Source organism: Helicobacter pylori, assembly GCF_014497725.1.
In the GTDB taxonomy this organism is placed as follows: domain Bacteria; phylum Campylobacterota; class Campylobacteria; order Campylobacterales; family Helicobacteraceae; genus Helicobacter; species Helicobacter pylori_DE.
Map to the genome: position 1 here is coordinate 133,459 of NZ_JACTGF010000003.1, position 24,918 is coordinate 158,376.

Sequence of the window (24,918 nt, forward strand, 5' to 3'; positions counted from 1 at the left end):
AGAAAAGCTCAGTGGTTTTTAAGCTTGTAAAAATTATTTTTTAGAAAAAATCAACTTATCCAACTTGAAAAAAATCACCGCTCCAATGGTTTGCCCTAAGAAAAGATTGAGCCACAACGGAAAATTGAAATAATAAAAAACCTCCATAAAAGGCAGCATCACTAACGCGCTCAACATCCATCTAAGCCAATAAACCAAAAACAGCTTGGAAGCGTATTCTGTGCCAAGTTTCTTAAAAAATTCTCGCATAAGACAACCCTTTCAAATCCTTTTTGCAAACCCTCCTAAAAAGGAAAGCCCGCCATCAAGGAATATTCCTAGATTTCATACCTTTAGACAATCGTATAGGACACTCTTTTTTCAAAAAGTTTGCTCTCATAATTGCCTAAATCCCTACCATCCACAAGGGCAAAAGCATCGCCAAAAGTCGCCAACAATGCAGTATCTAATTGCATGTCTTTATGGCGGTTCAACGGGATAAAGACTTCCTTGTGATTATTTTGAAAATCAAACGCTAACAAGGAATCTTTCAAATACACTTCCACTCTAGAAGCGTTTTTCACCACGCTGTTTTGAGCCAATTTCAAGCCTTGCACTTCAGCGCTTTTAATCCCGCACGCATGGCATAAGGACACAAACATGCTCTCTTTTGAAATGGTTGCAAACCAGGGCAAACTCTCACGTTTAGGTAGATTTTCTTTACCCTCTAAAGCCTTTTGTCTTCTAGGCATGTCATGCTTGATGAACGCATAAAAATTACGAACGCTTTCTTTAGGGGTTGTTCCCTTGAGCTGGTTGGCAATATTAGCCACGCTCGCATCGTCTCTTTCATAACGCCCCATTGCTACAAAATCGCTCGCATCAAACAAACGCTCATTCAATTGATAGCTAGCGATCTCATACGACAAATGGACTCGTTTTTTTTGAGCACTTTTTAAAAATTCCACTTGCAAATAAGGCACTCCAAAATTGAGCATGCTTTTATAGCTGGCATGATTGCCTTGTAAATACACATTGCTCGCTACAACACTCGGCATGGGAATGAAAAGTGAAGTGTGCTCTGCAGAATCAAAATCAATGCTGTATTGAGCTTCTATTTTATATTTTGCAACACTCCCTTTGCTTTCTTCTGCCTGCAAAATCTGTGCTCCTAAAACAGCACCTGTAGCGCCTAAAGCAGTCGTTTTAATAAAATCCCTTCGTTTCATAACTATAACTCTTTATTGTAATTTCTAAATTCGTTGAATGAATGAAAAAGTAGGACACACCACCAAAGGATTGATGAGTATCCAAAAACCTAAATTGTGAAAGACAAAGCGTTCCTAAAAAATAAGAACGCTCAAAGAAAAGGGTTACTTTTTCTTTTTTGTGTGGTGCATGTCTTTTCCATGCATGTCTTTCATCATTTTTTGGTGTTTTTCAAGAGCTTTTTTAACTCCCTCAGCGTATTTGGGGTCAGCTTTCTTGAAATGCTCCAATTGTTTATCCACAATTTCCTTATGGGTAACATGAGCTAAAGACTCTCCAATAGTGTCATGCAACCTTTCTTTTTCATCAGCTGGCAATGAGCGGTAGTAATCACCTGGTTGGGTGTAGTAATCGCTATCCTCAGCTCTGTAATCCCAATTCCACACTTCAAACTCTTTCTCAATATGAGCTAAGTTGAACTTAGGATCCCTAGCGCTCTTATCTTCTTTATAGCCAGGCAATGAGCTAGGCGTATAGTTTTGTAAAGAGCCGTAGTACCCATTTTGCATGTAACCATCTCTGCTAGAAGAGTGGAACGGACATCTTGGTTTATTAACCGGTATTTGAGGATAATTAACCCCTAAGCGGTAGCGGTGTGTATCCCCATAAGAGAACAAGCGCCCTTGTAACATCCTATCAGGGCTATAGCCAATTCCAGGAACGACATTAGCCGGACTGAATGCCGCTTGCTCCACTTCTGCGAAATAGTTTTCAGGATTTTTATTCAACTCTACGATGCCCACTTCCATTAACGGATAATCTTGGAGATACCAGATTTTAGTAACATCAAACGGATGGAATCGATACTTCTTAGCATCCTCTTCTGGCATCACTTGAATGCTTAATTTCCATTTTGGGAAATCCCCTCTAGCGATCGCATTGAACAAATCCCTTTGATTGGAATCAGGATCATGCTTTCTGATTTCTGCGGCTTCTTCGTTAGTCAAGTGCTTAACGCCTTGCATGGTTTCAAAGTGGAATTTCACCCAAAAGCGTTCGCCTTTAGCGTTGATAAGACTGAAAGTGTGGCTGCCAAAACCATCCATGTGGCGGAAAGATTTAGGGATCCCTCTATCGCTCATAACCCATGTTACTTGGTATAAGCTTTCAGGAACATTACTCCAAAAATCCCATACCATGTCGTGGTTAGGCAAATTGGTTTGAGGATCTCGTTTTTGAGTGTGGATGAAATCAGGGAATTTGATCGCATCACGGATAAAGAAAACAGGCGTGTTGTTCCCTACTAAATCCCAGTTACCTTCTTCAGTGTAATACTTCATCGCAAAACCTCTAGGGTCTCTTACCGCATCCGCGCTGCCTCTTTCACCAGCCACAGTAGAAAACCTGAAAAAGCATTCGGTTTTTTTGCCCACTTTAGAGAAAATTTTCGCTTTAGTGTATTTAGTGATGTCTTTAGTCACAGTGAAAGTGCCATAAGCCCCGCTTCCTTTAGCATGCACGACCCTTTCAGGGATCCTTTCTCTGTCAAACGCCGCTAATTTTTCCAAAAACCAAGTGCTTTGTAATAAAACAGGACCTCTAGGGCCGGCCGTAATCACATTGTTGTCATCCCAAACGGGAGCGCCAAAAGCAGTGGTTTGTTTCACATCTTTATTAACCATCTTTTTTCCTTTATTTGATCTTAAATCTTCGTAATCCGACACTAGGCCAATTACTTGTGGTGATTATTACATAATTTGTTATACAAAGACTAACGAGATTCAATTTCCTTAAAAAATCTTTTTTTTAAGAATAAAAAACCCCCTTAAGTATTTCTATTCGTAACAATTAATGAAAATAAGAAAGATTAAAAACAAAATTTTATTTTTAATCTAGTTTTAATAATAATTATCATGCTATTCTATCTCAATGTTTTAGCGGATTTTGTTTTTTTTTGATTTTTATTTTTTGAATTTTTAAATTTAAGGAGAGTTGTTGGATGTTTTTAAGATCATACCCAAAGCTTAGATACGCTTTATGTTTACCCCTACTCACTGAGACTTGCTATAGTGAGGAACGCACTTTAAATAAGGTTACCACCCAAGCCAAAAGGATTTTCACTTACAATAATGAGTTTAAGGTTACTTCTAAAGAATTGGATCAACGACAAAGCAATGAAGTCAAAGACCTGTTTAGGACTAACCCTGATGTGAATGTGGGCGGAGGGAGCGTGATGGGGCAGAAAATCTATGTGAGAGGCATTGAAGACAGGCTTTTAAGAGTTACGGTGGATGGAGCCGCACAAAATGGCAATATCTACCACCACCAAGGCAACACCGTGATTGACCCTGGCATGCTCAAAAGCGTGGAAGTTACCAAAGGCGCGGCGAATGCGAGCGCGGGGCCAGGAGCGATTGCGGGAGTGATTAAAATGGAGACTAAAGGAGCGGCTGATTTTATCCCTAGGGGGAAAAATTATGCGGCTAGTGGGGCGGTGAGTTTTTATACCAATTTTGGGGACAGAGAGACTTTTAGATCGGCCTATCAAAGCGCGCATTTTGATATTATCGCTTACTACACGCACCAAAACATCTTCTATTATAGAAGCGGTGCCACAGCGATGAAAAACCTTTTCAAACCCACACAAGCCGATAAAGAGCCAGGAACCCCTAGCGAGCAAAACAACGCTTTGATTAAAATGAATGGCTATTTGAGCGACAGAGACACGCTCACTTTTAGCTGGAACATGACACGAGATAACGCTACACGCCCTTTAAGGAGTAACGCTATAGGGTTAGCCTATCCTTGTGAAGCCCCCTTTAGCCCTGATGGCGCTCAAGGGTGTCCTAATGTGTTAGATAGTTTCACAAGGTATTTGTATCACTCTATTAATAGCGCTAACAATCTTTCATTACAATACAAAAGGGAAGCGGGAAATTCTTTTGGCGACCCACGATTAGATTTTACCCTTTATACAAGCATCAGGAACGCTCAGTTTGATCCTTTATTTGATCCTAATGGCGTTTATGCTAAATTCCCCACTTCTTTAGCGAGCGCATGGGAAAGAGAAAATTACCCATGCGTTGAAGGCGGGTATTGCACCCCAAGCTTTTCTGATGTCGATAAACCAAGCTCACAGCCTAGAAATCTGTTTTTAAACAACACCGGCTTAAACCTTAAAGTCGCGCATGTGATTGATGAAGCCACAGACAGCCTTTTTGAATACGGATTCAACTACCAAAATTTAAGCGTTTTTGACGCTCGTATCCCCAAATCAGAATTATACAGGCCTAATCAAGTCTATACTGATGATAAAGGGCAAAAACAAATCGCTTGCAGTCTTGTAGACAATAACCCCAATGACCCTACGCTATGCCAAAGAGGGAAAGCCAATGGGAATATTTATGGAGGCTATGTGCAAGCGAATTACTCGCCTCATAAAATCATCACTTTTGGAGCCGGGGTAAGGTGGGACGCCTACACGCTTTATGATAAAGATTGGAACCACCGCTACACTCAAGGCTTTAGCCCTAGCGCGGCTCTTGTGATCAGCCCCATTGAGCCTTTATCTTTAAAAATCACTTATTCTCAAGTTACAAGGGGGGTGATGCCAGGAGATGGCGTGTACATGCGCCAAAACGATTTACGATACGCTAAAAACATCAAGCCTGAAGTGGGCTCTAACGCTGAATTTAATATTGACTATTCAAGCCAGTATTTTAGCGGGAGGGCTGCGGCGTTCTATCAAGCCTTAGATAATTTCATCTCCCAATACGCGCAAAATTTGATTGTAACCAATTTGAGTCAAGCGATTCGCATTTATGGCTATGAAGTGGGTGGGACTTTCAGATACAAGGGCGTGAGTTTGAACGTGGGGATCTCGCGCACTTGGCCCACCACTAGGGGGTATTTAATGGCGGACAGCTATGAGCTTGCCGCAAGTACCGGTAATGTTTTTATCATTAAATTGGATTACACCATCCCCAAAACAGGGATCAATCTCGCTTGGCTTAGCCGTTTTGTTACCGGTTTAGATTATTGCGGGTTTGATATTTACTTGCCTGATTACGGGACGGCTGAAAAACCCAAAACCCCTACCGATTTAGCCAAATGCGGATCCCAATTAGGGTTGGTGCATATGCATAAACCGGGCTATGGCGTGAGTAACTTTTATATCAATTGGAGCCCTAAAACCAAAAGCCGCTGGAAGGGTTTGTTGCTTTCAGCCGTGTTTAATAACGTTTTCAACAAATTCTATGTGGATCAAACAAGCCCCTATGTCATGAGTCCGGATATGCCAGGCACTGACGCTATTAAAAGAGCGATCGCAGAGCCTGGTTTTAACGCGCGTTTTGAAGTGGCTTATAAATGGTGATTAGTGGGGCTTTAAGCGTTGCGCATGCGTGATAGCAACGGCTATCGCATCGCTAATATCCAAAGGCTTGATTTCGCTTGTGATGTTAAGCAAGCGTTTGACCATAAAGGCCACTTGCTCTTTAGCGGCTTTCCCGTTACCGGTTAGGGCTTTTTTGACTTGTAAGGGCGTGTATTCGCTAAAATTACCGATCCTTTCTAAAATCTTTAAGGACAACGCCCCCCTGAATTGCGCAAGCTTGATCACGCTTTTAGGGTTATACGCAAAGAAAATATCTTCAATCGCTACTTCATTAACTTCGTAACGATCCAATAAGCAATCTAAGGCTTCTATCAAATCTAAAATTTGCTCTTGCAAGCGTGTCGTGGTGATATTAATGAACCCGGCCGTGATTAAAGAAAGCTTGTTGGAAGCGTGAGAAATGATAGCATACCCGCATTTCCTGCTGCCTGGGTCTATTCCTAAAATACGCATCAATCATTCCTATTATTTAATTGCAAGGTTTAAAAAACGCTATTATTATATCCATGTTTCTTGTTGGCGCAAAAATACAAGATTGCATTAAGAATTTTTAAAAAATTTAGCACATAAATAAGGGAGCAATAAATGAAAGCAAACACAATCATACTGGTGGATTGGGAGAATTTCAGGCGCGATATTAAACAAACAAAATGCGTTAATTATAATATCGCTTTAGATGTGATCGTTACTATCAGAGCTTTTTTACTAGATGATGAATGGATCAGTCGCATTTACTTTTATACCACCCCGCCCTTTGATTTTGAACATGCGTTATGGGATAAAAGGAACGACACCCTCCAAAATGAAAAAAATCCGGGAACAGAAATGAAAATCTTCACCAGCAGCGACATTGAAGAAATCTTACAAAGCAGTGAAGCGACTAAGTGGGAGAAGATTTATAGCGATGTGGAAAATTTCCAACACGATCTGGCTTCATTGGATCAAGTGGAATTGAGGTTAGGGAGGACTAAGTTAAACGCAATAAGAGTGGAGTTTGATGGGAGTTATAGGGCGTTATTAGAGCAAAAGCAGGTGGATATGCTCATGGGTCTTGACATTCAAAGAATAGCCTTTAAAAAAATAGCTGATAGGATTTTGATATTTTCAAAAGATACGGATCTAATCCCCGCGCTCAAATTAGCCAGAGATGAGGGGTTAAGGGTGGATATTGCCGATTTGTCTAACAGGCTGTCTCTTCTTAGCCAGGATTTGAAATACAATTCTGATAAAGTGAGGAAATTGAGCAGTAACGAAGTCAAAGACAAGCTGTTTTCAATCAGAGAAAGTCTCACTAAAACCAACTGGGCTTTAAACTAAACCCTAAAAAGGGTTATTTCATTTTTATAGAGTTTAAAAAATCATTTTTTAAAAGCTCAATTATTGGCGTCTAATTAGGACAAAGCCAAAATTTTTAAAGGGGTTTTTAGGCTTGTTTTTCTCATACTCACTGGGTAAGCTCGGGTAGTTCGTTACTTCTTGCTTATTTTTTTGTGGTAGGATTGGGGTTATTAGAGTTTAAAGAAGAAGCTAAACGCTCTCCATCTTTTGTAATTAAGCTAGGGTCTATAAACTTAGCTTGCTCTCTAAGATTTCCTACTTTTTTTAAACTTCGTATAACCCGCTCACTCTTTAATCATTCGGCCTTATCCATTATTATTCTCGCTTCTTCTATAATTTGGTTATAGCTTTCGCTCGTTTTCATTTCTTAACTCCCTTGACTTATTAAAGCTTTTGTCTTATAGTTTCAATGGTATCCCACTCATTGCTTTTTAGCATTTTCAGCTATCCTGCGGAATGAAAGAGTGGATAATGTCCGCCTTGTCAATCTCTGCTTTAACATCATTTTTTGTTTTCATTCATTCTCCTTGCGTTCTCCTTGAAAAGATTTAGGTCGTTATTTGACTTTGTTGGGGTTTTTGTGGTAGCATTTCTAAAGACATCGATATAGGAACTCAACCTATGGTTGCCCCTTAGAGGGTTTGGTGTCTTGTAACGCTTTTCGTATTATTCTTAAGACTTTAATTTATACATTGTTTTTAAAACTAATCCACTGTTTCTATTGTTTAATGTTTTTGTGCTAATATTATCAAGGCATGGGTTAGAAAATATTTTCTAACCCATACTAAAAACACTTTAAGTGTGCCAATAGACCCTGACACATAAGACGCAAGGGCTTGTGTATGGTCAAGGTGAGGCTTTTTAATGCTTTTCATTCCTTACTCCTTGTGTTTAATTTTTTATGTTAAAGTTTCAAAATGCATTAGCTTTATCAAATATGTCTAGCACTCAGCTCATAACTGATGTTTAATTGCTATTCTGAGATTTTGCTAATGTTTTTCTATGGGCTACACTATCCTTATAATTTCGTTTTATGCTTCGTTTTTAGTATTAATTCATACTTTTTTGCGTTGGCTTGTTCTAAGGGGCTTAAAGGCTCTTGCGTTTTAAGCGCGTTTGTGTTAGGATTAGGTTCTGTGAGTTTAGGGGTTCCCAAACCTACCCCTTGTAATTGAGTCATAAGGAGGAACGGTGACTCACTCTCGCTATTATAGATTTCATAACTGCTTACTACCCACTTATTATGAAGTCCTAGTCTCGCTCGTGTTCTAATTTCTTTTTTAACGCTTCTTTGCGTTTTAATTCTTGCTCTTTAGCTTTTAAAAATTCTTGTTCGCTCGCTAATTGTTCGCTTTAGTCAGCTTGCTTTCATCAATCTTTTGTAATTCTTGTAAGGCTTTTTCGTATTTAGTGGCTTTCTCTTTGATTTCTTCACTCGCTTGTTTGACGCCGTTAGTAAGCTCTTCAATGATTTTAAGCGTGTTGTTTGAAAATTTAGCGTTTTTGGCGCTCAAGTCTCTTACTAGGTTTTTAGCGAGCGGATACTAAAAAACTTTTTTTAAGAGTGCAGTTGTTGTAAGGCTTCTTTAATCGCTGCTTCTATGCTGATATTGGGTTTTAGGGTTTTTAAAACTGGATTGATTTCGGTGCTTTTAAAGCCCAAACTCTCTAAAGCTAAAAAGACTTCGTTGCGCGCGGGTCTGTTTTCATCTTGAATGAAAAAGCCAATCAAATCCACCATGATCTTATCGGCGAGCTTTTTCCCTATGCCTGGGACTTGCTGGAGTCTTTTGACTTCTTTAGTGGCGATAATGTTTTCAAATTCGTTCGGTGAAAAGCTTGAAAGAATGGCTAAAGCGATACGCCCCCCTACCCCATTGATTTTCAAAAGCCTTTCAAAAAGGATTTTTTCGCTCTCTTCTAAAAACCCATATAAAAGATGCGCGTCTTCTTTGATCACTTGTAAGATCTTCAAACGCGCTTTTTGGCCCGCTTGAAGCAAAGCAGCCGTTCGCATAGAAACTTGCACCCCATAAACAACCCCTTGCACTTCTATATGCGCTTCTAAAGCGGAGATTTTTTCCACAACCCCTATCAAACCCACTATCATTTTTATCCCTTTTTATCTCTTGCTCTAGCCTTTTATAGCGCTTTTAGGGATTTTTTTGATTTTATGATCTTCATAGATCACGTTCACGCTTTCATTATGGCTTAACATAGCGCTCAAGTTGCTCACTTTAGGGTAATTGCGATGATAAATCACGATATTTTCTTGCTTGAAAGGGTTTTTAGTCGTAATGCTTGCATGCTGGAAGCTGTTTTCTATGCTGATGAGTTTAGCGTAACATTCGTTATTGATTTTTTGCAATTCTAGCATTTGAGCTTTTAGGATTTTCAAACGCTTCAAAGCAAACATAAACTCGCTATAAGCGTCTTTCACGCTTTCTTGTTGCATTAAAGAGCGTTTGATTTCTTCAGTGGCGTTTTTAAGCTTCTCCATGATGGCTTGATGGTTTTTGACTAAATGGTTTAAGGACTGGTGCTGAGCGATGATTTTTTTAGATTTTACCCCTAACGCATTGAGTTTTTGTTTAGCGATCTTCAATTCTTCTTGGTTTTCTCGCCCCCCAAAAGCGTAAAAAATAAAGCGGTTGCCATTGCCATCCACCTCATCAATCAAACATTGCTTGGAAAAATACAGCTTGTTATCGCTTTTGAGCTTTTCTAAAGCGATTTCTTTCGCATAGACCACGCTCCCTGCGCTCGCTTCCACTTTAACGCTATTGGCATACACTTTAGCGCGCTCTAAATACTTGCACTCAAACTCTTTAGCGTAGCACACGCCCTTATGGTTAGTGATGCGCGCTTTATTGGCATAGACATAGCTTTCAGGGTGGATTTGCCCCTCTATAGTGATTTCTTTAGCCACTAATATCACATTCTTGCCCACATTGCCCTTAATGTTAATCGCGCTCGCTTCTAAAATGAGGTTAGAATCAATCGCATCGCTCAATTCATCTTTAGCTTGAATCTCTAAAACTAACCCGCTCTCCACTCCCCCTAAAAGATTAGGCACTTCAATGGATTTGATCCCGTTTTTAAAGATAAAATTTTGCTTAGAAACCAAACGCCCTTTTTCCATTTTAACCCCTTGTAAGGCTTTGGAGTAATACACTAAAGCGTTATTTTCTTCTCTTTCTTCAAAAGCGTTTTTGTCATGCCCTATGGGGGTGGGCGAATGGGCAACTTTAGGCAATTCAACATAAAGGCCTTTAAGGTTGCGGCCGTCTCTGCCTTGTTTGGGGCAATTCACGCAAGCGACTTTTTGGTTTTCTTTAGCGATATAGTAATTTTCTTTAACAAACGATTCTTCTTGATCGCTTAAAAAAATGGTATGGGTTGGAAAGTATTCTTCTCCTAATAAAAAATGGGATTGTTCTTCTACATTAGGGATAAAGGTTAAAGAAGCGTATAAAATAAAGCGCTTATTTTGGGCTTCTTTTTGATATTTTCTCAATTCTGTTTTTAAATTTTCATACATTTGTGAAAGGTGGCGAAACACCACGCCTTGAAAGGCTAAACGCTCTTTAATATACGCAAACATTTCTTGGTAATGCTCTTCAGTGTCTAGGACAATAAAACACTCGTCTAAAATAATTTCTATTTTGCTTAAATCTTCATCCACCTCCACTTCAAAAAAGCGTTTGTAAGCGTTTGATTTGATTTTAATGTCGTGGGTTTGATAGAGGGTTAGCTCTTTTTTTTCATAGTATTCCTCTTCTTCTAATTGCTGCAATTCCCCACCAAAAGCCTCGCTAAAATCGTCTTTAGCGCTGTTTTTGATAAAAATAGAAGTTTTTAAAATCTCAAACCACAGATCTTCTGTTTGTAATTTATTTTCAGCGGCCGCTTTTTTTAATTCTTTTTGAATGTCTTTGCACCGCTCAACTTTTATAGGGGCAAAACGCTCCAAGCTCATTTTTTAATCCTTAAATGGTATTATAAAGATTTAGAAAAAGGAATATGCTAACAAAAAAACACTGAAAATTAGGTAATAACTGCGACTGATATGCTAAAAAAAATATTTTTAACCAACAGCTTAGGGATTTTATGCTCTAGGATTTTTGGCTTTTTACGGGATTTGATGATGGCCAATATTCTAGGGGCTGGGGTGTATAGCGATATTTTCTTTGTGGCTTTCAAATTGCCTAATCTATTCAGGCGTATTTTTGCGGAGGGATCTTTTTCTCAAAGCTTTTTACCAAGCTTCATACGAAGTTCCATTAAGGGGAGTTTTGCGGGTTTGGTGGGGCTTATTTTTTGTGGCGTTTTATTCATGTGGTGCTTGTTGGTGGCTCTCAATCCCTTATGGCTAGCTAAACTCCTAGCTTACGGCTTTGATGAAGAAACGCTCAAACTATGCGCCCCTATTGTAGCGATCAATTTTTGGTATCTTTTATTGGTGTTTATCACCACTTTTTTAGGCGCACTCTTGCAATACAAACACAGCTTTTTTGCCAGCGCTTATAGCGCAAGCTTACTCAATTTATGCATGATTTCAGCCCTTTTTATTTCTAAAGAAAAAACGCATTTAGAAGCGTTGTATTATTTGAGCTATGGCGTGCTTTTAGGGGGCGTGGCTCAAATTTTATTGCATTTTTATCCTTTAATAAAATTAGGCTTATTGAATTTATTATTTAAGGGGTTGTTGAGCTTTAAGACCAAAAACGCACTCAAAAAAGAATACCGCTCTAAAAGGGCTAAAAGGGATCTAAAAGCGTTTTTCAAGCAATTCTTCCCCAGCGTTTTAGGCAATTCCAGCACTCAGATCGCTTCTTTTTTAGACACCACGATAGCCTCTTTTTTAGCGAGCGGGAGCGTGTCTTATTTGTATTACGCTAACAGAGTCTTCCAGCTCCCCTTAGCCTTATTTGCTATCGCTATCTCCACAGCTCTTTTCCCCAGCATTGCGATCGCGCTTAAAAACAATCAGCAGGATTTAGTCTTACAACGCTTGCAAAAGGCGTGGTTTTTCTTGGTGGGGGTTTTGCTTCTTTGCAGCATTGGGGGGATCATGCTAAGTCAAGAAATCACCGAGCTTTTATTTGAAAGGGGGCAGTTTAGCCCTAAAGACACCTTAATCACTTCGCAAGTCTTTTCGCTCTATCTTTTAGGCTTGCTCCCTTTTGGGCTAACCAAACTCTTTTCTTTGTGGCTTTATGCGAAGTTAGAGCAAAAAAAAGCGGCTAAAATCTCTTTAATTTCGCTTTTTTTAGGTTTGGTGGCTTCTTTGAGTTTAATGCCTTTGTTAGGGGTTTTAGGCTTAGCGTTAGCGAATAGTTTGAGCGGGTTATTTTTATTTGTTTTAACGATAAAAGCGTTTGGCTTTCAATCATTCTTGGGTATAATCAAGAATTTAAAATCATGGCTTGTAATCCTTTTCCTCGCTTGCGTGGAAATCTTATTACTCTTAGCGTTCAAATCGTGGGTTACACATTTATATTTATTTTATTATTTTCAAGGTTTTTAAATGTTCATTTATGATACCAAATTAAAGCAAAAAGTCCCTTTTGAGCCTTTAGTTGAAAAAAAGGCGAATATTTATGTGTGCGGGCCTACGGTGTATGATGACGCTCACTTAGGGCATGCCAGGAGCGCGATTGCCTTTGATTTATTAAGGCGCACGCTTGAATTGAGCGGCTATGAAGTGATGCTAGTAAGGAATTTCACGGATATTGATGATAAAATCATCAACAAAGCCCTAAAAGAAAACAAAAGCATTCAAGAATTAAGCAGTATTTATATTGAATCTTACACGAGGGATTTGAACGCTTTGAATGTGAAACAACCCAGCCTAGAGCCTAAAGCGAGCGAGTATTTAGACGCTATGGTGGGCATGATTGAAACGCTTTTAGAAAAAAATTTCGCTTATCAGGTCTCTAATGGGGATATTTATTTAGACACGAGCAAGGATAAAGATTACGGCTCTTTGAGCATGCATAATAGCAGCGTGGAATTTGGCCGTATTGGTTTGGTGCAAGAAAAACGGCTTGAGCAGGATTTTGTGTTATGGAAAAGCTATAAGGGGGATAATGATGTGGGCTTTGATAGCCCTTTAGGCAAAGGGCGCCCTGGTTGGCATATAGAATGCTCTAGCATGGTTTTTGAAACTTTAGCGCTCGCTAACGCCCCTTATCAAATTGATATTCATGCAGGCGGAGCGGATTTGTTATTCCCCCACCATGAAAATGAAGCGTGCCAAACCCGTTGCGCCTTTGGCGTGGAGATCGCTAAATACTGGATGCATAACGGCTTTGTGAATATCAATAACGAAAAAATGTCTAAAAGTTTAGGGAATAGCTTTTTCATAAAAGACGCCCTCAAAAACTATGATGGCGAGATTTTACGCAATTATTTATTGGGGGTGCATTATCGCTCTGTTTTGAATTTCAATGAAGAAGACTTGTTAATGAGTAAAAAACGCTTGGATAAAATCTATCGTTTGAAACAGCGCGTTTTAGGGACTTTGGGAGGAATAAATCCAAACTTTAAAAAAGAAATGTTAGAATGCATGCAAGATGATTTAAACGTTTCTAAAGCGTTGAGCGTTTTAGAAAGCATGCTTTCTTCTACGAATGAAAAACTGGATCAAAACCCTAAAAACAAGGCTTTGAAAGGCGAAATTTTAGCGAATTTGAAATTCATAGAAGAACTGCTTGGCATCGGTTTTAAAGACCCTAACGCGTATTTCCAATTGGGCGTGAGCGAAAGTGAAAAACAAGAAATTGAAAGCAAAATAGAAGAAAGGAAACGCGCCAAAGAACAAAAAGATTTTTTAAAAGCCGATAGCATCAGAGAAGAGCTTTTACAACAAAAAATCGCTTTGATGGACACCCCACAAGGCACGATTTGGGAGAAGCTTTTTTAAGCTTTTCAAATTTTACCTATTTACACATTCTAGCCACAAATTCTAGCAATATTGCTTTTTAATCTTGTTAAGTTTTATGTTTATTTACCTTAATTTGATAAAAGTTTAACATTGGTTATAGATACTACATATTTATAACCTTAATCGTAAGTGCAACAGAAATTTTCTAGTCTAAAGTCGCACCCTTTGTGCAAAAATCGTTTTACAAAAAGAAAGGAAGAAAATGGAAATACAACAAACACACCGCAAAATGAATCGCCCTTTAGTTTCTCTTGTTTTAGCAGGAGCGTTGATTAGTGCCATACCGCAAGAGAGTCATGCCGCCTTTTTCACGACCGTGATCATTCCAGCCATTGTTGGGGGTATCGCTACAGGCACCGCTGTAGGAACGGTCTCAGGGCTTCTTAGTTGGGGACTCAAACAAGCCGAAGAAGCGAATAAAACCCCAGACAAACCCGATAAAGTTTGGCGCATTCAAGCAGGAAAAGGCTTTAATGAATTCCCTAACAAGGAATACGACTTATACCAATCCCTTTTATCCAGTAAGATTGATGGAGGTTGGGACTGGGGGAATGCCGCTACGCATTATTGGGTCAAAGGCGGGCAACAGAACAAGCTTGAAGTGGATATGAAAGACGCTGTAGGGACTTATAACCTCTCAGGGCTTAGAAACTTTACTGGTGGGGATTTAGACGTGAATATGCAAAAAGCCACTTTGCGCTTGGGCCAATTCAATGGCAATTCTTTCACAAGCTTTAAGGATAGTGCTGATCGCACCACGAGAGTGGATTTCAACGCTAAAAATATTTCAATTGATAATTTTGTAGAAATCAATAATCGTGTGGGTTCTGGAGCCGGGAGGAAAGCCAGCTCTACGGTTTTGACTTTGCAAGCTTCAGAAGGGATCACTAGCAGTAAAAACGCTGAAATTTCTCTTTATGATGGCGCCACGCTCAATTTGGCTTCAAACAGCGTTAAATTAATGGGTAATGTGTGGATGGGCCGTTTGCAATATGTGGGAGCGTATCTGGCCCCTTCATACAGCACGATAAACACTTCAAAAGTAACAGGGGAAGTGGATTTTAACCATCTCACTGTGGGCGATCACAACGCCGCTCAAGCAGGCATTATCGCTAGTAACAAGACTCATATTGGCACACTGGATTTGTGGCAAAGTGCGGGGCTAAACATTATCGCCCCTCCAGAAGGCGGTTATAAGGATAAACCTAAGGATAAACCTAGTAACACCACGCAAAATAATGCTAACAACAACCAACAAAACAGCGCTCAAAACAATAGTAACACTCAGGTCATTAACCCACCCAATAGTGCGCAAAAAACAGAAATTCAACCCACGCAAGTCATTGATGGGCCTTTTGCGGGTGGCAAAGACACGGTTGTCAATATCAACCGCATCAACACTAACGCTGATGGCACGATTAAAGTGGGAGGGTATAAAGCTTCTCTTACCACCAATGCGGCTCATTTGCATATCGGCAAAGGCGGTGTCAATCTGTCCAATCAAGCGAGCGGGCGCTCTCTTTTAGTGGAAAATCTAACCGGGAATATCACCGTTGATGGGCCTTTAAGAGTGAATAATCAAGTGGGTGGTTATGCTTTGGCAGGATCAAACGCGAATTTTGAGTTTAAGGCTGGTACGGATACCAAAAACGGCACAGCCACTTTTAATAACGATATTAGTTTGGGAAGATTTGTGAATTTAAAGGTGGATGCTCATACAGCTAATTTTAAAGGTATTGATACGGGTAATGGTGGTTTCAACACCTTAGATTTTAGTGGTGTTACAGGTAAGGTCAATATCAACAAGCTCATTACGGCTTCCACTAATGTGGCCGTTAAAAACTTCAACATTAATGAATTGTTGGTTAAGACCAATGGGGTGAGTGTGGGGGAATACACTCATTTTAGCGAAGATATAGGCAGTCAATCGCGCATCAATACCGTGCGTTTGGAAACTGGCACTAGGTCAATCTTTTCTGGGGGTGTTAAATTTAAAGGCGGCGAAAAATTGGTTATAGATGAGTTTTACTATAGCCCTTGGAATTATTTTGACGCTAGGAATATTAAAAATGTTGAAATCACCAAAAAATTCGCTTCTTCAACCCCAGAAAACCCTTGGGGCACATCAAAGCTCATGTTTAATAATCTAACCCTGGGTCAAAATGCGGTCATGGACTATAGTCAATTTTCAAATTTAACCATTCAGGGGGATTTTATCAACAATCAAGGCACTATCAACTATCTGGTCCGAGGTGGGAAAGTGGCAACCTTAAGCGTAGGCAATGCAGCAGCTATGATGTTTAATAATGATATAGACAGTGCGACCGGATTTTACAAACCGCTCATCAAGATTAACAGCGCTCAAGATCTCATTAAAAATACAGAGCATGTTTTATTGAAAGCGAAAATCATTGGTTATGGCAATGTTTCTACAGGTACCAATGGCATTAGTAATGTTAATCTAGAAGAGCAATTCAAAGAGCGCCTAGCCCTTTATAACAACAATAACCGCATGGATACTTGTGTGGTGCGAAATACTGATGACATTAAAGCATGCGGTATGGCTATCGGCAATCAAAGCATGGTGAACAACCCTGACAATTACAAGTATCTTATCGGTAAGGCATGGAAAAATATAGGCATCAGTAAAACGGCTAACGGCTCTAAAATTTCGGTGTATTATTTAGGCAATTCTACGCCTACTGAGAATGGTGGCAATACCACCAACTTACCCACAAACACCACTAATAATGCGCGTTCTGCTAACTACGCTCTCGTGAAGAACGCTCCTTTCGCTCACAGCGCCACTCCTAATTTAGTCGCTATCAATCAGCATGATTTTGGCACCATTGAAAGCGTGTTTGAATTAGCTAACCGCTCTAAGGATATTGACACGCTTTATACTCATTCAGGCGCGCAAGGCAGGGATCTCTTACAAACCTTATTGATTGATAGCCATGATGCGGGTTACGCCAGACAAATGATTGATAACACAAGCACCGGTGAAATCACCAAGCAATTGAATGCGGCCACTACCACTTTAAACAACATAGCCAGTTTAGAGCATAAACAAAGCGGCTTACAAACCTTGAGCTTGAGCAATGCGATGATTTTAAATTCTCGTTTAGTCAATCTCTCCAGGAGACACACCAACAATATTAACTCGTTCGCTCAACGCTTACAAGCTTTAAAAGGCCAAAGATTCGCTTCTTTAGAGAGCGCGGCAGAAGTGTTGTATCAATTTGCCCCTAAATATGAAAAACCCACCAATGTTTGGGCTAACGCTATTGGGGGAGCGAGCTTGAATAATGGCTCTAACGCTTCATTATATGGCACAAGCGCCGGCGTAGACGCTTACCTTAATGGGAATGTGGAAGCCATTGTGGGCGGTTTTGGAAGCTATGGTTATAGCTCTTTTAGTAATCAAGCGAACTCTCTTAACTCTGGGGCCAATAACACTAATTTTGGCGTGTATAGCCGTATTTTTGCTAACCAGCATGAATTTGACTTTGAAGCTCAAGGGGCGCTAGGGAGCGATCAATCAAGCTTGAATTTCAAAAGCGCTCTATTGCAAGATTTGAATCAAAGCTATAATTACTTAGCCTATAGCGCCACAGCAAGAGCGAGCTATGGTTATGACTTTGCGTTTTTTAGGAACGCTTTAGTATTAAAACCAAGCGTGGGCGTGAGCTATAACCATTTTGGTTCAACCAACTTTAAAAGCAACAGCCAATCACAAGTGGCTTTAAAAAATGGCGCGAGCAGTCAGCATTTATTCAACGCTAACGCCAATGTGGAAGCACGTTATTATTATGGGGACACTTCATACTTCTATTTGCATGCGGGAGTTTTACAAGAGTTCGCTCACTTTGGATCGAATGATGTAGCATCTTTAAACACCTTTAAAATCAATGCCGCTCGCAGTCCTTTAAGCACCTATGCAAGAGCGATGATGGGTGGGGAATTGCAATTGGCTAAAGAAGTGTTTTTGAATTTGGGCGTTGTTTATTTGCACAATTTGATTTCCAATATAGGCCATTTCGCTTCCAATTTAGGAATGAGGTATAGTTTCTAATACCATTCTAAAACCCATGCTTTTGGCATGGGGTTATTAGGGAGTTTTACATGAACTCCGCTAACAAACTCCGCTAACGCAAACAAAAAGACTCTAGCTTTTTAAAAATCTTAAACAAAATGTATTGTATAAGAAATTTTTTATTCAGCCTGGTGTTTAAAAATTCAAAAAAACTCTTTTTGTTGTGATTATTGAGTTCAGTAAAAGTTTCAATTTTACCCACTAAATCCTCAAAAACCAAAGAATCAAAAGAAGTTTTAAAAGCGACTTGGTGCCATTCTTTAGAATACGGGTAGCCAAAATGCTTCCAAGGCTTTTCATCAGCATAAAAATGCAACATGCAAGCATCAGATTTTTTAGGTATCATTCTCGTCCCAACCATGCGTGGATGGACATTATACTTGCAAGGCATTTCTAAAATACGCCCTTGACAAACAAGCACAAATAAATCTTGCTCTGGCAACAACAGCCCTTCATCTCTTGTTTTAAAAAAATCAATCAGCTTTTCTTCCAAATGACTCTCTCTCCACAACGCCAAATTGACCAGCATAAAACCTGCATTAAAAGGGTTTTCATATAAAATTTCCACTTCTTGAAAGCTCAGGCTTTTATGATTGAGTTTGACACCCATTCCCCTAGACCAATTAAGCCGAGATACAAACAAATCATTAGCGCTATGAATGCCAATCAATGAGAGATTTTCTTTGGTCGCTCCAAAATACGCTCCATTCATAGGGATAAAAAAGCTCTCGCTAATATCGCCCACGAACAAGGTATCCACATCAAACATGATTATTTTTTCATATTGAGAAAAAATACTCGCTAGCAACAAACGGCATAAAATCATTTTAGAAAAACGCTTTTTAGCGAAAGGATTGAGTCTTAAGAAAAGTTGAGAAGCCAATTTAAAAGGGTAAGCGTCATTCTTTGAAATATCACAAAATTCAATACCAGAAAATGCGCTAAAGGGGGCTATAGTTCGCTTTAATTTTTCTATATTGTCAGTGCTCAAATTATCCACTAAACAATGGATTTGATAAAAGAGTTTTACCCCATCTCTTTCTCGCTTCGCGTTAAGAAGCATGGAGTATAAACTCACACCCGCAGGGATGCAATAATTATTGTCAAAAGCTACTATTATAGGGATAGTTTGAAATGAGGGGGGGGGGGGTAACAGATGCGCTAATTTTCATATATAAACTCCTTGAAAATAAAAATAAACGAAACATTATAACTCAAAATCCCCTATTTTCAACCCCTACAACGCATACACCACAAGCTTATCATCATGCCAGATCGCTTCTAGGGGCGTGTCATAGAGCGCGCTTAAATTGTGTGAAGTCATAGCGATTGGCGTGGAAGCTTGCAAAAAAAGTTTTTTATCTTTGAGCATGACCACATGCGTGGAGTGCCTGGCAACCAAATTGGGATCATGGATATTGACTAAAACGCTCAATTCTCGTTTTTTCATCTCATCTTTAATCGCATCAAAAAAAAGGGCTTGGTTTTTTAAATCTAACGCGCTCGTAGGCTCATCTAATAACAATAAGGGCGTTCTTTGCAACAAACTTCTGGCTAAAAGCACCATTTGCCTTTGACCCCCGGACAAATCGTTAATGCCTTGATCTTTTAAGGACTCTAAATCCAAGCGCTCTAAAACGCTAGTCGCTTCTTTAATGTGCTTGGCTTTAGGCATAGCGAATAGATTCAAATGCGTCGCTTTCCCCATTAAGACAAAATCCAACACGCTGAAATTAAACGCATAATATTCCACTTGGGGGATATAAGCAATTAGTTTGGCTTTTTCATAAGGCTTTAAGGGTAAAATATCCTTGTTACACGCTTTGATTTCGGTTTCTTCTAAAGGCTTTAAAAGCCCTAAAAGGCATTTTAAAAGCGTGGTTTTACCCGAGCCATTAGGCGCTAAAATGCTGGTGATGCTGTTTTTTGGCACGCTAAAACTCAACTTGTCTAAAATGAGTTTTTGAGAATATTTAAAGGACAGGTTTTTAACTTCTAAGACCATCACACCCCCTAGTCCTGAATAAAAGCCACAAGAAAAAAGGCGCTCCTAAAACGCTTGTCGCAATGCCTACCGGTAAATCATAGGGGGTAATGGTTTTAGCCACCACATCCGCTAAAAGCAAGAAAAACGCTCCCATTAACAAAGAGCTTAAAAGCAGTTTTTGCAAATTCGCCCCAAAAAACAACCTAGCCACATGCGGGATCACTAACCCAATCCAGCCGATCGTGCCGGACACGCTCACCGCTAAAGCGCTCGCAACGCTCACACACACCAAACAAAGCGATCGCAATAACACCGGGTTAATCCCCAAGCTCAAACTTTGCGCATCGCTCAAGCTCAATAAATTAATACGCCACCTTAACAAAAAAAGCGGGATAAAGCCCAAAGATAGCCCTATGAAAGCGATCAAACAATCCTTATAACTGCTTAAAGACAAGCTCCCTAAAAGCCACACGACAATCGCTTGCGCTTTTTGGGGGATCACAAAGAATTTGATCGCTCCAGCTAAAGCGCTTAAAAACGCGCTCAACACCACCCCTGAAAGCACCAACGAAAGGACGGAATTGCCTAAAACCCTATTCATCGCCAAAACAGCAAGACTGGCCAAAATCGCCCCAAAAAACGCTAAAATCGCAATATTAGACTCCACCACCGCTATCGCCATCGCCACGCCTAGCATCGCTCCGCTAGAAATCCCTAGTAAAAAGGGATCGACTAAGGGGTTTCTAAAAATCGTTTGCATCACCACCCCACTCCCGGACAAACTCGCCCCCACTAAGAGCGCTAAAATCACTCGTGGTAATCGTATTTCTAAAATAATAACACTTAAAGAGCTCAGCTCTTCATTGTGCAAAAAGTGGTTTTTCACATTCAGGCACACTTCTTGCCATTCTTCCAAACTCAAGGACTCCCCTCCAAACAACAGCACCACCACCGCTAAAATCACGCAAGCTAAGGCGATATGATAGGTTTTAAGCATCACGCTTCCTTTTAAGAACAACTAATCTAAATAAAGAATCATACCAACTACTCGGGAGGATTCGATACAACGCTAGCAATAATTGGGTTTTTAAGCCGATCAAATAACGGGCCTTGATTTTTTGACTCATGCTAAGAAAAACGATTTTTTGCGCCACTTCTTTAGTGCTTAGGGCTTTTTGATACACGCTCGCATAAAAAGTTTTAGCCGCATCCACCTCTAAGGCATAAAGGCTGTTTTCATTCTCAAAATTCTCAACTGAAAAAGCGGTTTTTTCCCAGTTGCTTTTCACCGGGCCTGGCTCAATCAAACACACTTGAACGTTAAAGGGTTTGAGCTCTAAACGCAAGGCATCGCTATAAGCCTCTAAGGCATGCTTACTCGCGCTGTAATGGCCTAAAAAGAGCATGCTCACACGCCCCGCTATGGAAGAAAGGTTAAAAATCTTAGAATAAGGCTTGTTTTTTAATAAGGGCAAACAAAACTGCACCACTTCACAAAGGGCGAAAAAATTCACGCCAAATTGTTTTTTAACCTCTTCAATGGGCGTGTCTTCTACGCTCCCAAACACCCCATAACCGGCGGAATTGATCAAAACATCGCAATATTTTTCTTTAGCGCTGATGTTTAAAAACACTTCTTTCAAAGCGTTAGAATCGCTCACATCAACATCAATGCTCTCGCACAACGCATGGTTTAACGCCACGCACAAAGTCGCGCGCCTAGAGAGCGCATAGACCTTATAGCCTTGATCTAACAGCATTAACGCACACTCCAACCCAATCCCAGAACTCGCCCCAGTGATAACCGCCACCTTTTGGCTTTCTTTTTTTTCTTTTTTCTCTCCAACGCCCATTCTCTAACGCTAACCCTCTTATTATTTTTCTAATCACTCTAATATTCACTTAATATTACTTAATTTTTACTAATATATAGTTCTTGGAATGTTTTTTACAAAAAACGTTTTTAACACCAATTTTAATTAAGGAGAAGCAATGCCTCAAATACAATCATCGCATTCTAGCCATTTTGATTTTACTATAGACACAGCGGATCGCACTAAATTATTGATGAGCTATTTAGTCGTGCCTACAACCGCTAATTTCAACAACGTCATGCATGGGGGGGAATTGTTGAATTTATTGGATAAAGTGGCTTATGTGTGTTCGACTCGTTATTGCGCTAAAGGAACGGTCACTTTAAGCGTGGATGGGGTTACTTTTAAATACCCCATTCCTGTAGGGAATTTGCTCACTTTTTTAGCCAGCATCAATTATGTGGGCAACACCTCGTGCGAAGTGGGGATTAAGGTTTTGAGCGAAGATATTAAAACTCGTGAAATCACGCACACGAATTCATGCTATTTCACGATGGTGGCTGTAGAAAATGGCAAACCCACCCCCATGCCCAAATACGAGCCTAAAACAGAGGTTGAAATCCGCCGTTATGAAGGGGCTTTGAAGCGTAAAGAAATGCGCACACGAGGGTATTTGAAAAGCGGGAAACACGAGAATATTTAAAAAATAAAAAAGCGTGAGCGGCGTTTTAACCCTGAATTTTACCCCTAAAAAAGGGGGGGTAGTTGGTGAGCGATTCATTTAAGCGTTATAAGTTGTGTGGGCGATTTACAAAACAACTCGCTATGACTGCCTAAGCCTAACCAAAGTTAAAACATTGCCTTTCACTCTATACACAAGCAAAACATCAGGCTTAATGTGGCACTCTCTACAGCCTTTGTATGTTCCACTTAAAGCGTGGTCTTTAAATTTTCAACCACTAAGTCAAAAACTTCTAACTCAATTTTTTGATTTAAAATATGCTTTTTTAAATCTTTAGTGAATTTCTTTTTTAATTCAATTTCTAGCATTCAAGCCCCTAAGAATTAAGAGCGAATTGCCAAATTTCACTAGCATTCTTAGGCTTAAAGTTTTCAGTCGTATTAGGATTATCAATATCTAATAAATCTTTTTTTAGTTCATCATTAGGAATATATTTACTAGCTAAATTCTCATCTTTCTTAGCTTGAGAATACCGCTTTTTAATCTCTTTCATTTGTGTTTTAATTTCTAAAACTTTACTTTGATATTTAGCTAATTGTTTTTCTAATTTGCCAAGCTCTTTATAAAAATTAGCCCCCATTTCTACATTTTTTAACATCTTATCTCCTTAATTCAATCAATCATAATAACCTCATTATATCTAAATTACATTTCTAATTTTTTTGTTATTGATCTTTTAGATAAACGCTCCCTTGAGTGTTTTCAAACCCCAATGGTTCTAATTCTTGCTTTAAATCATCATAGGCTTGTAAGGTTCTTTCGTATTTTTTTTAAATCTCAATCTTTAAACCAAACGCTATAACATGCCTTTTCAAACCTCTACTATTTGATTTCTCTTTTTTAGCTCGTTTGTAAGATCATCTAAACTATCAATTTGAGTGAGATTAACCCCACTTAACGCCTCCCTCAAGTTCTAACTGATTGATCAAGTTGAATTGTGGAGGTCATTAGACCCCACTAACACGCCCAAGCTATCCTTTAGCGAACCATTCAACCAACAATTCCAAGATAACAAGCCAGCCCTACACGATAGGGATAACGACCAACTATGGCAAGCTAAACTATATTAAAATAGGGCTAAATCAAAACTTTAACGCTAATGTAGGCACTAATCAAGGCTACCCCTTTTTAATAAGTTTTTTAAAATCTTTTTTGAAAAGGATATGGTGCTTAATTTTCAGCATTCACTTCCTTTTTGATTTCATTGGCCCATGCAGAAAAATCTTCAATAACCTCTAAATTTTCGCCATTTAACGCTTCTCTCATGGCTTGTTGCGTTTCAAGGTTTGGGATCTCATGCCCCAAACAACAACCTCTTTTATCATCAAAAGCTTGGCTGATTTTTTGCTCTAATTGATTGATGAGATTAAAAAGCTGTTTTTGGCTGTATTTTGTGTAATCTTTTTTGGTGGTGTTTGGCATGCTTATCCCTTTTATTAAATTAAGATAAGTTCATTATAACAGCCCAGTCAAAACAGCTCGCTATGACTGCCTAACCTTAACAAAATAAGCTCATCATCTTTCACTAAATACACAAGCAAAATATCAGGCTTAATGTGGCATTCTCTATAAGGCTTCCAAATCCCCTTTAAAGCGTGATCTTTAAATGGTGGGGGTAGTGGTTCTTTCTTTCTCAAGGTTAGAATGACTTCCTTCAAAACACTATCATCAAACCCATTCAAAAGCAATTTATCAAAATCTTTTTGAAAAGATTTTTTAAGGTTGAGCTTCAACACCTAAAGCCTTTTTTCTCTCATTACTATAACTAGAAAAATCCTCAACGAACAAATCTGTTTCTTTGTTATCCGCTTCTCTCATGGCTTGTTGCGTTTGAATGTTTGGGGTTTCATGCCCAAAACAACAATCATTAGCTCTTTTGTTGATCTCTTGTAAGATTTTGTTCAATTCTTCTAACTTGATAGTGAAACCTTTATCTTTTTTTTCTAGCTCTTTAGCCATTTTCTTTTCAAGATACGCCCTATCCCTTTTTAGCTTTTCAATTTCTTGTTCTTTTTTATTCATGAGGTTAAAAAGCTGTCTTTGGCTGTATTTTGTGTAGTCTTTGTTGGTGGTGTTTGGCATGCTTATCCCTTTTTTTAAAAATACCAATTCATTATAGCGCAAGCGATAGAGCGAGATTAAAAAGGTTAGAAAAATAAAACTTAAAGATTAAAAAGCAGAGTGGAATATCAGTGAAATGTCAGTGAAAAGATTAAAAGAAAAAAGATTAAAAGAAAAAAGATTAAAAGAAAAAAGATTAAAAGAAAAAAGATTAAAAGAAAAAAGATTAAAAGAAAAAAGATTAAAAGAAAAAAGATTAAAAGATTAACCCCCCTAAAGAAGCGCTTTTTTAAGAGATTACCGCTTGAATTAGCGTCAAGTTTCCCACTAACTAATCATCAAAAACG

Annotated in this window: 21 protein-coding genes and 4 pseudogenes; 7 read left to right on the forward strand and 18 right to left on the reverse strand. The window is 39.2% G+C overall.

The window, feature by feature from the left end; genetic code table 11:
* Nucleotides 1–33: 33 nt before the first annotated feature.
* The 3 genes from H7N69_RS04205 to H7N69_RS04215 form a co-directional block, all read right to left on the reverse strand.
* Nucleotides 34–249: a hypothetical protein gene (locus H7N69_RS04205; RefSeq protein ID WP_001206523.1), complete on the reverse strand. Its 216-nt coding sequence runs from the start codon at nucleotides 247–249 to the stop codon at nucleotides 34–36.
* A gap of 83 nt (nucleotides 250–332) precedes the next feature.
* Entirely contained in the window at nucleotides 333–1,208 is an 876-nt protein-coding gene (locus tag H7N69_RS04210) for a twin-arginine translocation signal domain-containing protein (protein ID WP_156549254.1), read from the reverse strand.
* A 144-nt stretch (nucleotides 1,209–1,352) separates the two neighbouring features.
* Nucleotides 1,353–2,870 (reverse strand): catalase, encoded by a 1,518-nt coding sequence (locus H7N69_RS04215; protein WP_000247343.1) that lies wholly within the window; start codon nucleotides 2,868–2,870, stop codon nucleotides 1,353–1,355.
* 317 nt (nucleotides 2,871–3,187) lie between these two features.
* Between H7N69_RS04215 and H7N69_RS04220 the strand changes: the two genes are divergently transcribed.
* A complete protein-coding gene (locus H7N69_RS04220) occupies nucleotides 3,188–5,563 on the forward strand; it encodes a TonB-dependent receptor (RefSeq protein ID WP_000479912.1) in 2,376 nt (791 codons plus the stop codon).
* On the opposite strand, the gene ruvC is transcribed toward H7N69_RS04220, so the two are convergent.
* Nucleotides 5,564–6,037, reverse strand: a complete 474-nt coding sequence (ruvC, locus tag H7N69_RS04225; RefSeq protein ID WP_001221149.1) for a crossover junction endodeoxyribonuclease RuvC — start codon at nucleotides 6,035–6,037, stop codon at nucleotides 5,564–5,566.
* A gap of 132 nt (nucleotides 6,038–6,169) precedes the next feature.
* On the opposite strand from ruvC, the gene H7N69_RS04230 reads away from it, so the two are divergent.
* Nucleotides 6,170–6,901, forward strand: coding sequence for an NYN domain-containing protein (locus H7N69_RS04230; protein ID WP_000646777.1), 732 nt, complete (start codon nucleotides 6,170–6,172; stop codon nucleotides 6,899–6,901).
* A gap of 693 nt (nucleotides 6,902–7,594) precedes the next feature.
* Here the strand turns inward: H7N69_RS04230 and H7N69_RS04235 are convergent.
* From H7N69_RS04235 to H7N69_RS04255, 5 genes and pseudogenes are all read right to left on the reverse strand, one after another.
* Nucleotides 7,595–7,797, reverse strand: a pseudogene (locus H7N69_RS04235) (hypothetical protein).
* A gap of 143 nt (nucleotides 7,798–7,940) precedes the next feature.
* Complete coding sequence (locus H7N69_RS08205; protein ID WP_001916091.1) at nucleotides 7,941–8,102, reverse strand: hypothetical protein; 162 nt, start codon at nucleotides 8,100–8,102, stop codon at nucleotides 7,941–7,943.
* A gap of 172 nt (nucleotides 8,103–8,274) precedes the next feature.
* A pseudogene (locus H7N69_RS04245) lies at nucleotides 8,275–8,457 on the reverse strand (DUF3519 domain-containing protein); the annotation flags it as partial.
* Between the two features lie 23 nt (nucleotides 8,458–8,480).
* Nucleotides 8,481–9,032 carry a Holliday junction branch migration protein RuvA gene (gene ruvA, locus H7N69_RS04250; RefSeq protein WP_187884898.1) on the reverse strand — a complete coding sequence of 184 codons (552 nt, stop codon included), beginning with the start codon at nucleotides 9,030–9,032 and terminating at the stop codon, nucleotides 8,481–8,483.
* Nucleotides 9,033–9,056: 24 nt separating this feature from the next.
* Nucleotides 9,057–10,901 carry a hypothetical protein gene (locus H7N69_RS04255; protein WP_187884899.1) on the reverse strand — a complete coding sequence of 615 codons (1,845 nt, stop codon included), beginning with the start codon at nucleotides 10,899–10,901 and terminating at the stop codon, nucleotides 9,057–9,059.
* Between the two features lie 90 nt (nucleotides 10,902–10,991).
* Between H7N69_RS04255 and murJ the strand changes: the two genes are divergently transcribed.
* From murJ to H7N69_RS04270, 3 genes are all read left to right on the forward strand, one after another.
* The gene (gene murJ / locus H7N69_RS04260; protein ID WP_187884900.1) at nucleotides 10,992–12,452 is read left to right on the forward strand and encodes a murein biosynthesis integral membrane protein MurJ; all 1,461 of its coding nucleotides are present in this window, start codon (nucleotides 10,992–10,994) and stop codon (nucleotides 12,450–12,452) included.
* Nucleotides 12,453–13,850 (forward strand): cysteine--tRNA ligase, encoded by a 1,398-nt coding sequence (gene cysS / locus H7N69_RS04265; protein WP_187884901.1) that lies wholly within the window; start codon nucleotides 12,453–12,455, stop codon nucleotides 13,848–13,850.
* Between the two features lie 223 nt (nucleotides 13,851–14,073).
* A complete protein-coding gene (locus tag H7N69_RS04270; protein WP_187884902.1) occupies nucleotides 14,074–17,946 on the forward strand; it encodes a vacuolating cyotoxin family protein in 3,873 nt (1,290 codons plus the stop codon).
* A 73-nt stretch (nucleotides 17,947–18,019) separates the two neighbouring features.
* Here the strand turns inward: H7N69_RS04270 and H7N69_RS04275 are convergent.
* From H7N69_RS04275 to H7N69_RS04290, 4 genes and pseudogenes are all read right to left on the reverse strand, one after another.
* Nucleotides 18,020–19,139 (reverse strand): annotated as a pseudogene (locus H7N69_RS04275) (glycosyltransferase family 8 protein).
* A gap of 65 nt (nucleotides 19,140–19,204) precedes the next feature.
* Nucleotides 19,205–19,972: an ABC transporter ATP-binding protein gene (locus H7N69_RS04280; RefSeq protein ID WP_000242348.1), complete on the reverse strand. Its 768-nt coding sequence runs from the start codon at nucleotides 19,970–19,972 to the stop codon at nucleotides 19,205–19,207.
* A complete protein-coding gene (locus H7N69_RS04285; RefSeq protein WP_187884903.1) occupies nucleotides 19,956–20,951 on the reverse strand; it encodes a FecCD family ABC transporter permease in 996 nt (331 codons plus the stop codon). The genes H7N69_RS04280 and H7N69_RS04285 overlap by 17 nt, the downstream gene beginning before the upstream one ends.
* Nucleotides 20,944–21,807, reverse strand: coding sequence for an SDR family oxidoreductase (locus H7N69_RS04290; RefSeq protein WP_187884904.1), 864 nt, complete (start codon nucleotides 21,805–21,807; stop codon nucleotides 20,944–20,946). The genes H7N69_RS04285 and H7N69_RS04290 overlap by 8 nt, the downstream gene beginning before the upstream one ends.
* 139 nt (nucleotides 21,808–21,946) lie before the next feature.
* Between H7N69_RS04290 and H7N69_RS04295 the strand changes: the two genes are divergently transcribed.
* Nucleotides 21,947–22,471: an acyl-CoA thioesterase gene (locus H7N69_RS04295; protein ID WP_001135624.1), complete on the forward strand. Its 525-nt coding sequence runs from the start codon at nucleotides 21,947–21,949 to the stop codon at nucleotides 22,469–22,471.
* Between the two features lie 74 nt (nucleotides 22,472–22,545).
* Here the strand turns inward: H7N69_RS04295 and H7N69_RS04300 are convergent.
* The 5 genes and pseudogenes from H7N69_RS04300 to H7N69_RS04320 form a co-directional block, all read right to left on the reverse strand.
* Nucleotides 22,546–22,818, reverse strand: a pseudogene (locus H7N69_RS04300) (type II toxin-antitoxin system YafQ family toxin).
* Nucleotides 22,819–22,826: 8 nt separating this feature from the next.
* Nucleotides 22,827–23,108, reverse strand: a complete 282-nt coding sequence (locus H7N69_RS04305; protein ID WP_000917071.1) for a jhp0828 family protein — start codon at nucleotides 23,106–23,108, stop codon at nucleotides 22,827–22,829.
* Between the two features lie 572 nt (nucleotides 23,109–23,680).
* Entirely contained in the window at nucleotides 23,681–23,932 is a 252-nt protein-coding gene (locus H7N69_RS04310; RefSeq protein WP_001134098.1) for a hypothetical protein, read from the reverse strand.
* Nucleotides 23,933–23,979: 47 nt separating this feature from the next.
* Nucleotides 23,980–24,246, reverse strand: coding sequence for an HP0894 family type II toxin-antitoxin system mRNA interferase toxin (locus H7N69_RS04315; protein WP_025446048.1), 267 nt, complete (start codon nucleotides 24,244–24,246; stop codon nucleotides 23,980–23,982).
* On the reverse strand, nucleotides 24,227–24,592 hold the full coding sequence (locus tag H7N69_RS04320; protein WP_001134152.1) for a hypothetical protein: 366 nt from the start codon (nucleotides 24,590–24,592) through the stop codon (nucleotides 24,227–24,229). Before H7N69_RS04320 ends, H7N69_RS04315 begins: the two co-directional genes overlap by 20 nt.
* A 115-nt stretch (nucleotides 24,593–24,707) precedes the next feature.
* Between H7N69_RS04320 and H7N69_RS08010 the strand changes: the two genes are divergently transcribed.
* Nucleotides 24,708–24,839 carry a hypothetical protein gene (locus H7N69_RS08010; protein WP_000114135.1) on the forward strand — a complete coding sequence of 44 codons (132 nt, stop codon included), beginning with the start codon at nucleotides 24,708–24,710 and terminating at the stop codon, nucleotides 24,837–24,839.
* Nucleotides 24,840–24,918 lie beyond the last annotated feature (79 nt).

What these genes read in the sequence shown, in the direction of transcription:
- H7N69_RS04270 (WP_187884902.1), top strand. Translation starts at nt 14,074, where the DNA reads ATGGAAATACAACAAACACACCGCAAAATGAATCGCCCTTTAGTTTCT.
- H7N69_RS04205 (WP_001206523.1), bottom strand. Translation starts at nt 249, where the DNA reads ATGCGAGAATTTTTTAAGAAACTTGGCACAGAATACGCTTCCAAGCTG.
- H7N69_RS04215 (WP_000247343.1), bottom strand. Translation starts at nt 2,870, where the DNA reads ATGGTTAATAAAGATGTGAAACAAACCACTGCTTTTGGCGCTCCCGTT.
- H7N69_RS08010 (WP_000114135.1), top strand. Translation starts at nt 24,708, where the DNA reads ATGTCAGTGAAAAGATTAAAAGAAAAAAGATTAAAAGAAAAAAGATTA.
- ruvA (WP_187884898.1), bottom strand. Translation starts at nt 9,032, where the DNA reads ATGATAGTGGGTTTGATAGGGGTTGTGGAAAAAATCTCCGCTTTAGAA.
- H7N69_RS04320 (WP_001134152.1), bottom strand. Translation starts at nt 24,592, where the DNA reads ATGCCAAACACCACCAACAAAGACTACACAAAATACAGCCAAAGACAG.
- H7N69_RS04290 (WP_187884904.1), bottom strand. Translation starts at nt 21,807, where the DNA reads ATGGGCGTTGGAGAGAAAAAAGAAAAAAAAGAAAGCCAAAAGGTGGCG.
- H7N69_RS04230 (WP_000646777.1), top strand. Translation starts at nt 6,170, where the DNA reads ATGAAAGCAAACACAATCATACTGGTGGATTGGGAGAATTTCAGGCGC.
- H7N69_RS04295 (WP_001135624.1), top strand. Translation starts at nt 21,947, where the DNA reads ATGCCTCAAATACAATCATCGCATTCTAGCCATTTTGATTTTACTATA.
- H7N69_RS04210 (WP_156549254.1), bottom strand. Translation starts at nt 1,208, where the DNA reads ATGAAACGAAGGGATTTTATTAAAACGACTGCTTTAGGCGCTACAGGT.
- H7N69_RS04280 (WP_000242348.1), bottom strand. Translation starts at nt 19,972, where the DNA reads ATGGTCTTAGAAGTTAAAAACCTGTCCTTTAAATATTCTCAAAAACTC.
- H7N69_RS04220 (WP_000479912.1), top strand. Translation starts at nt 3,188, where the DNA reads ATGTTTTTAAGATCATACCCAAAGCTTAGATACGCTTTATGTTTACCC.
- H7N69_RS04310 (WP_001134098.1), bottom strand. Translation starts at nt 23,932, where the DNA reads ATGCCAAACACCACCAAAAAAGATTACACAAAATACAGCCAAAAACAG.
- cysS (WP_187884901.1), top strand. Translation starts at nt 12,453, where the DNA reads ATGTTCATTTATGATACCAAATTAAAGCAAAAAGTCCCTTTTGAGCCT.
- murJ (WP_187884900.1), top strand. Translation starts at nt 10,992, where the DNA reads ATGCTAAAAAAAATATTTTTAACCAACAGCTTAGGGATTTTATGCTCT.
- H7N69_RS04305 (WP_000917071.1), bottom strand. Translation starts at nt 23,108, where the DNA reads ATGTTAAAAAATGTAGAAATGGGGGCTAATTTTTATAAAGAGCTTGGC.
- ruvC (WP_001221149.1), bottom strand. Translation starts at nt 6,037, where the DNA reads ATGCGTATTTTAGGAATAGACCCAGGCAGCAGGAAATGCGGGTATGCT.
- H7N69_RS08205 (WP_001916091.1), bottom strand. Translation starts at nt 8,102, where the DNA reads ATGACTCAATTACAAGGGGTAGGTTTGGGAACCCCTAAACTCACAGAA.
- H7N69_RS04285 (WP_187884903.1), bottom strand. Translation starts at nt 20,951, where the DNA reads ATGCTTAAAACCTATCATATCGCCTTAGCTTGCGTGATTTTAGCGGTG.
- H7N69_RS04255 (WP_187884899.1), bottom strand. Translation starts at nt 10,901, where the DNA reads ATGAGCTTGGAGCGTTTTGCCCCTATAAAAGTTGAGCGGTGCAAAGAC.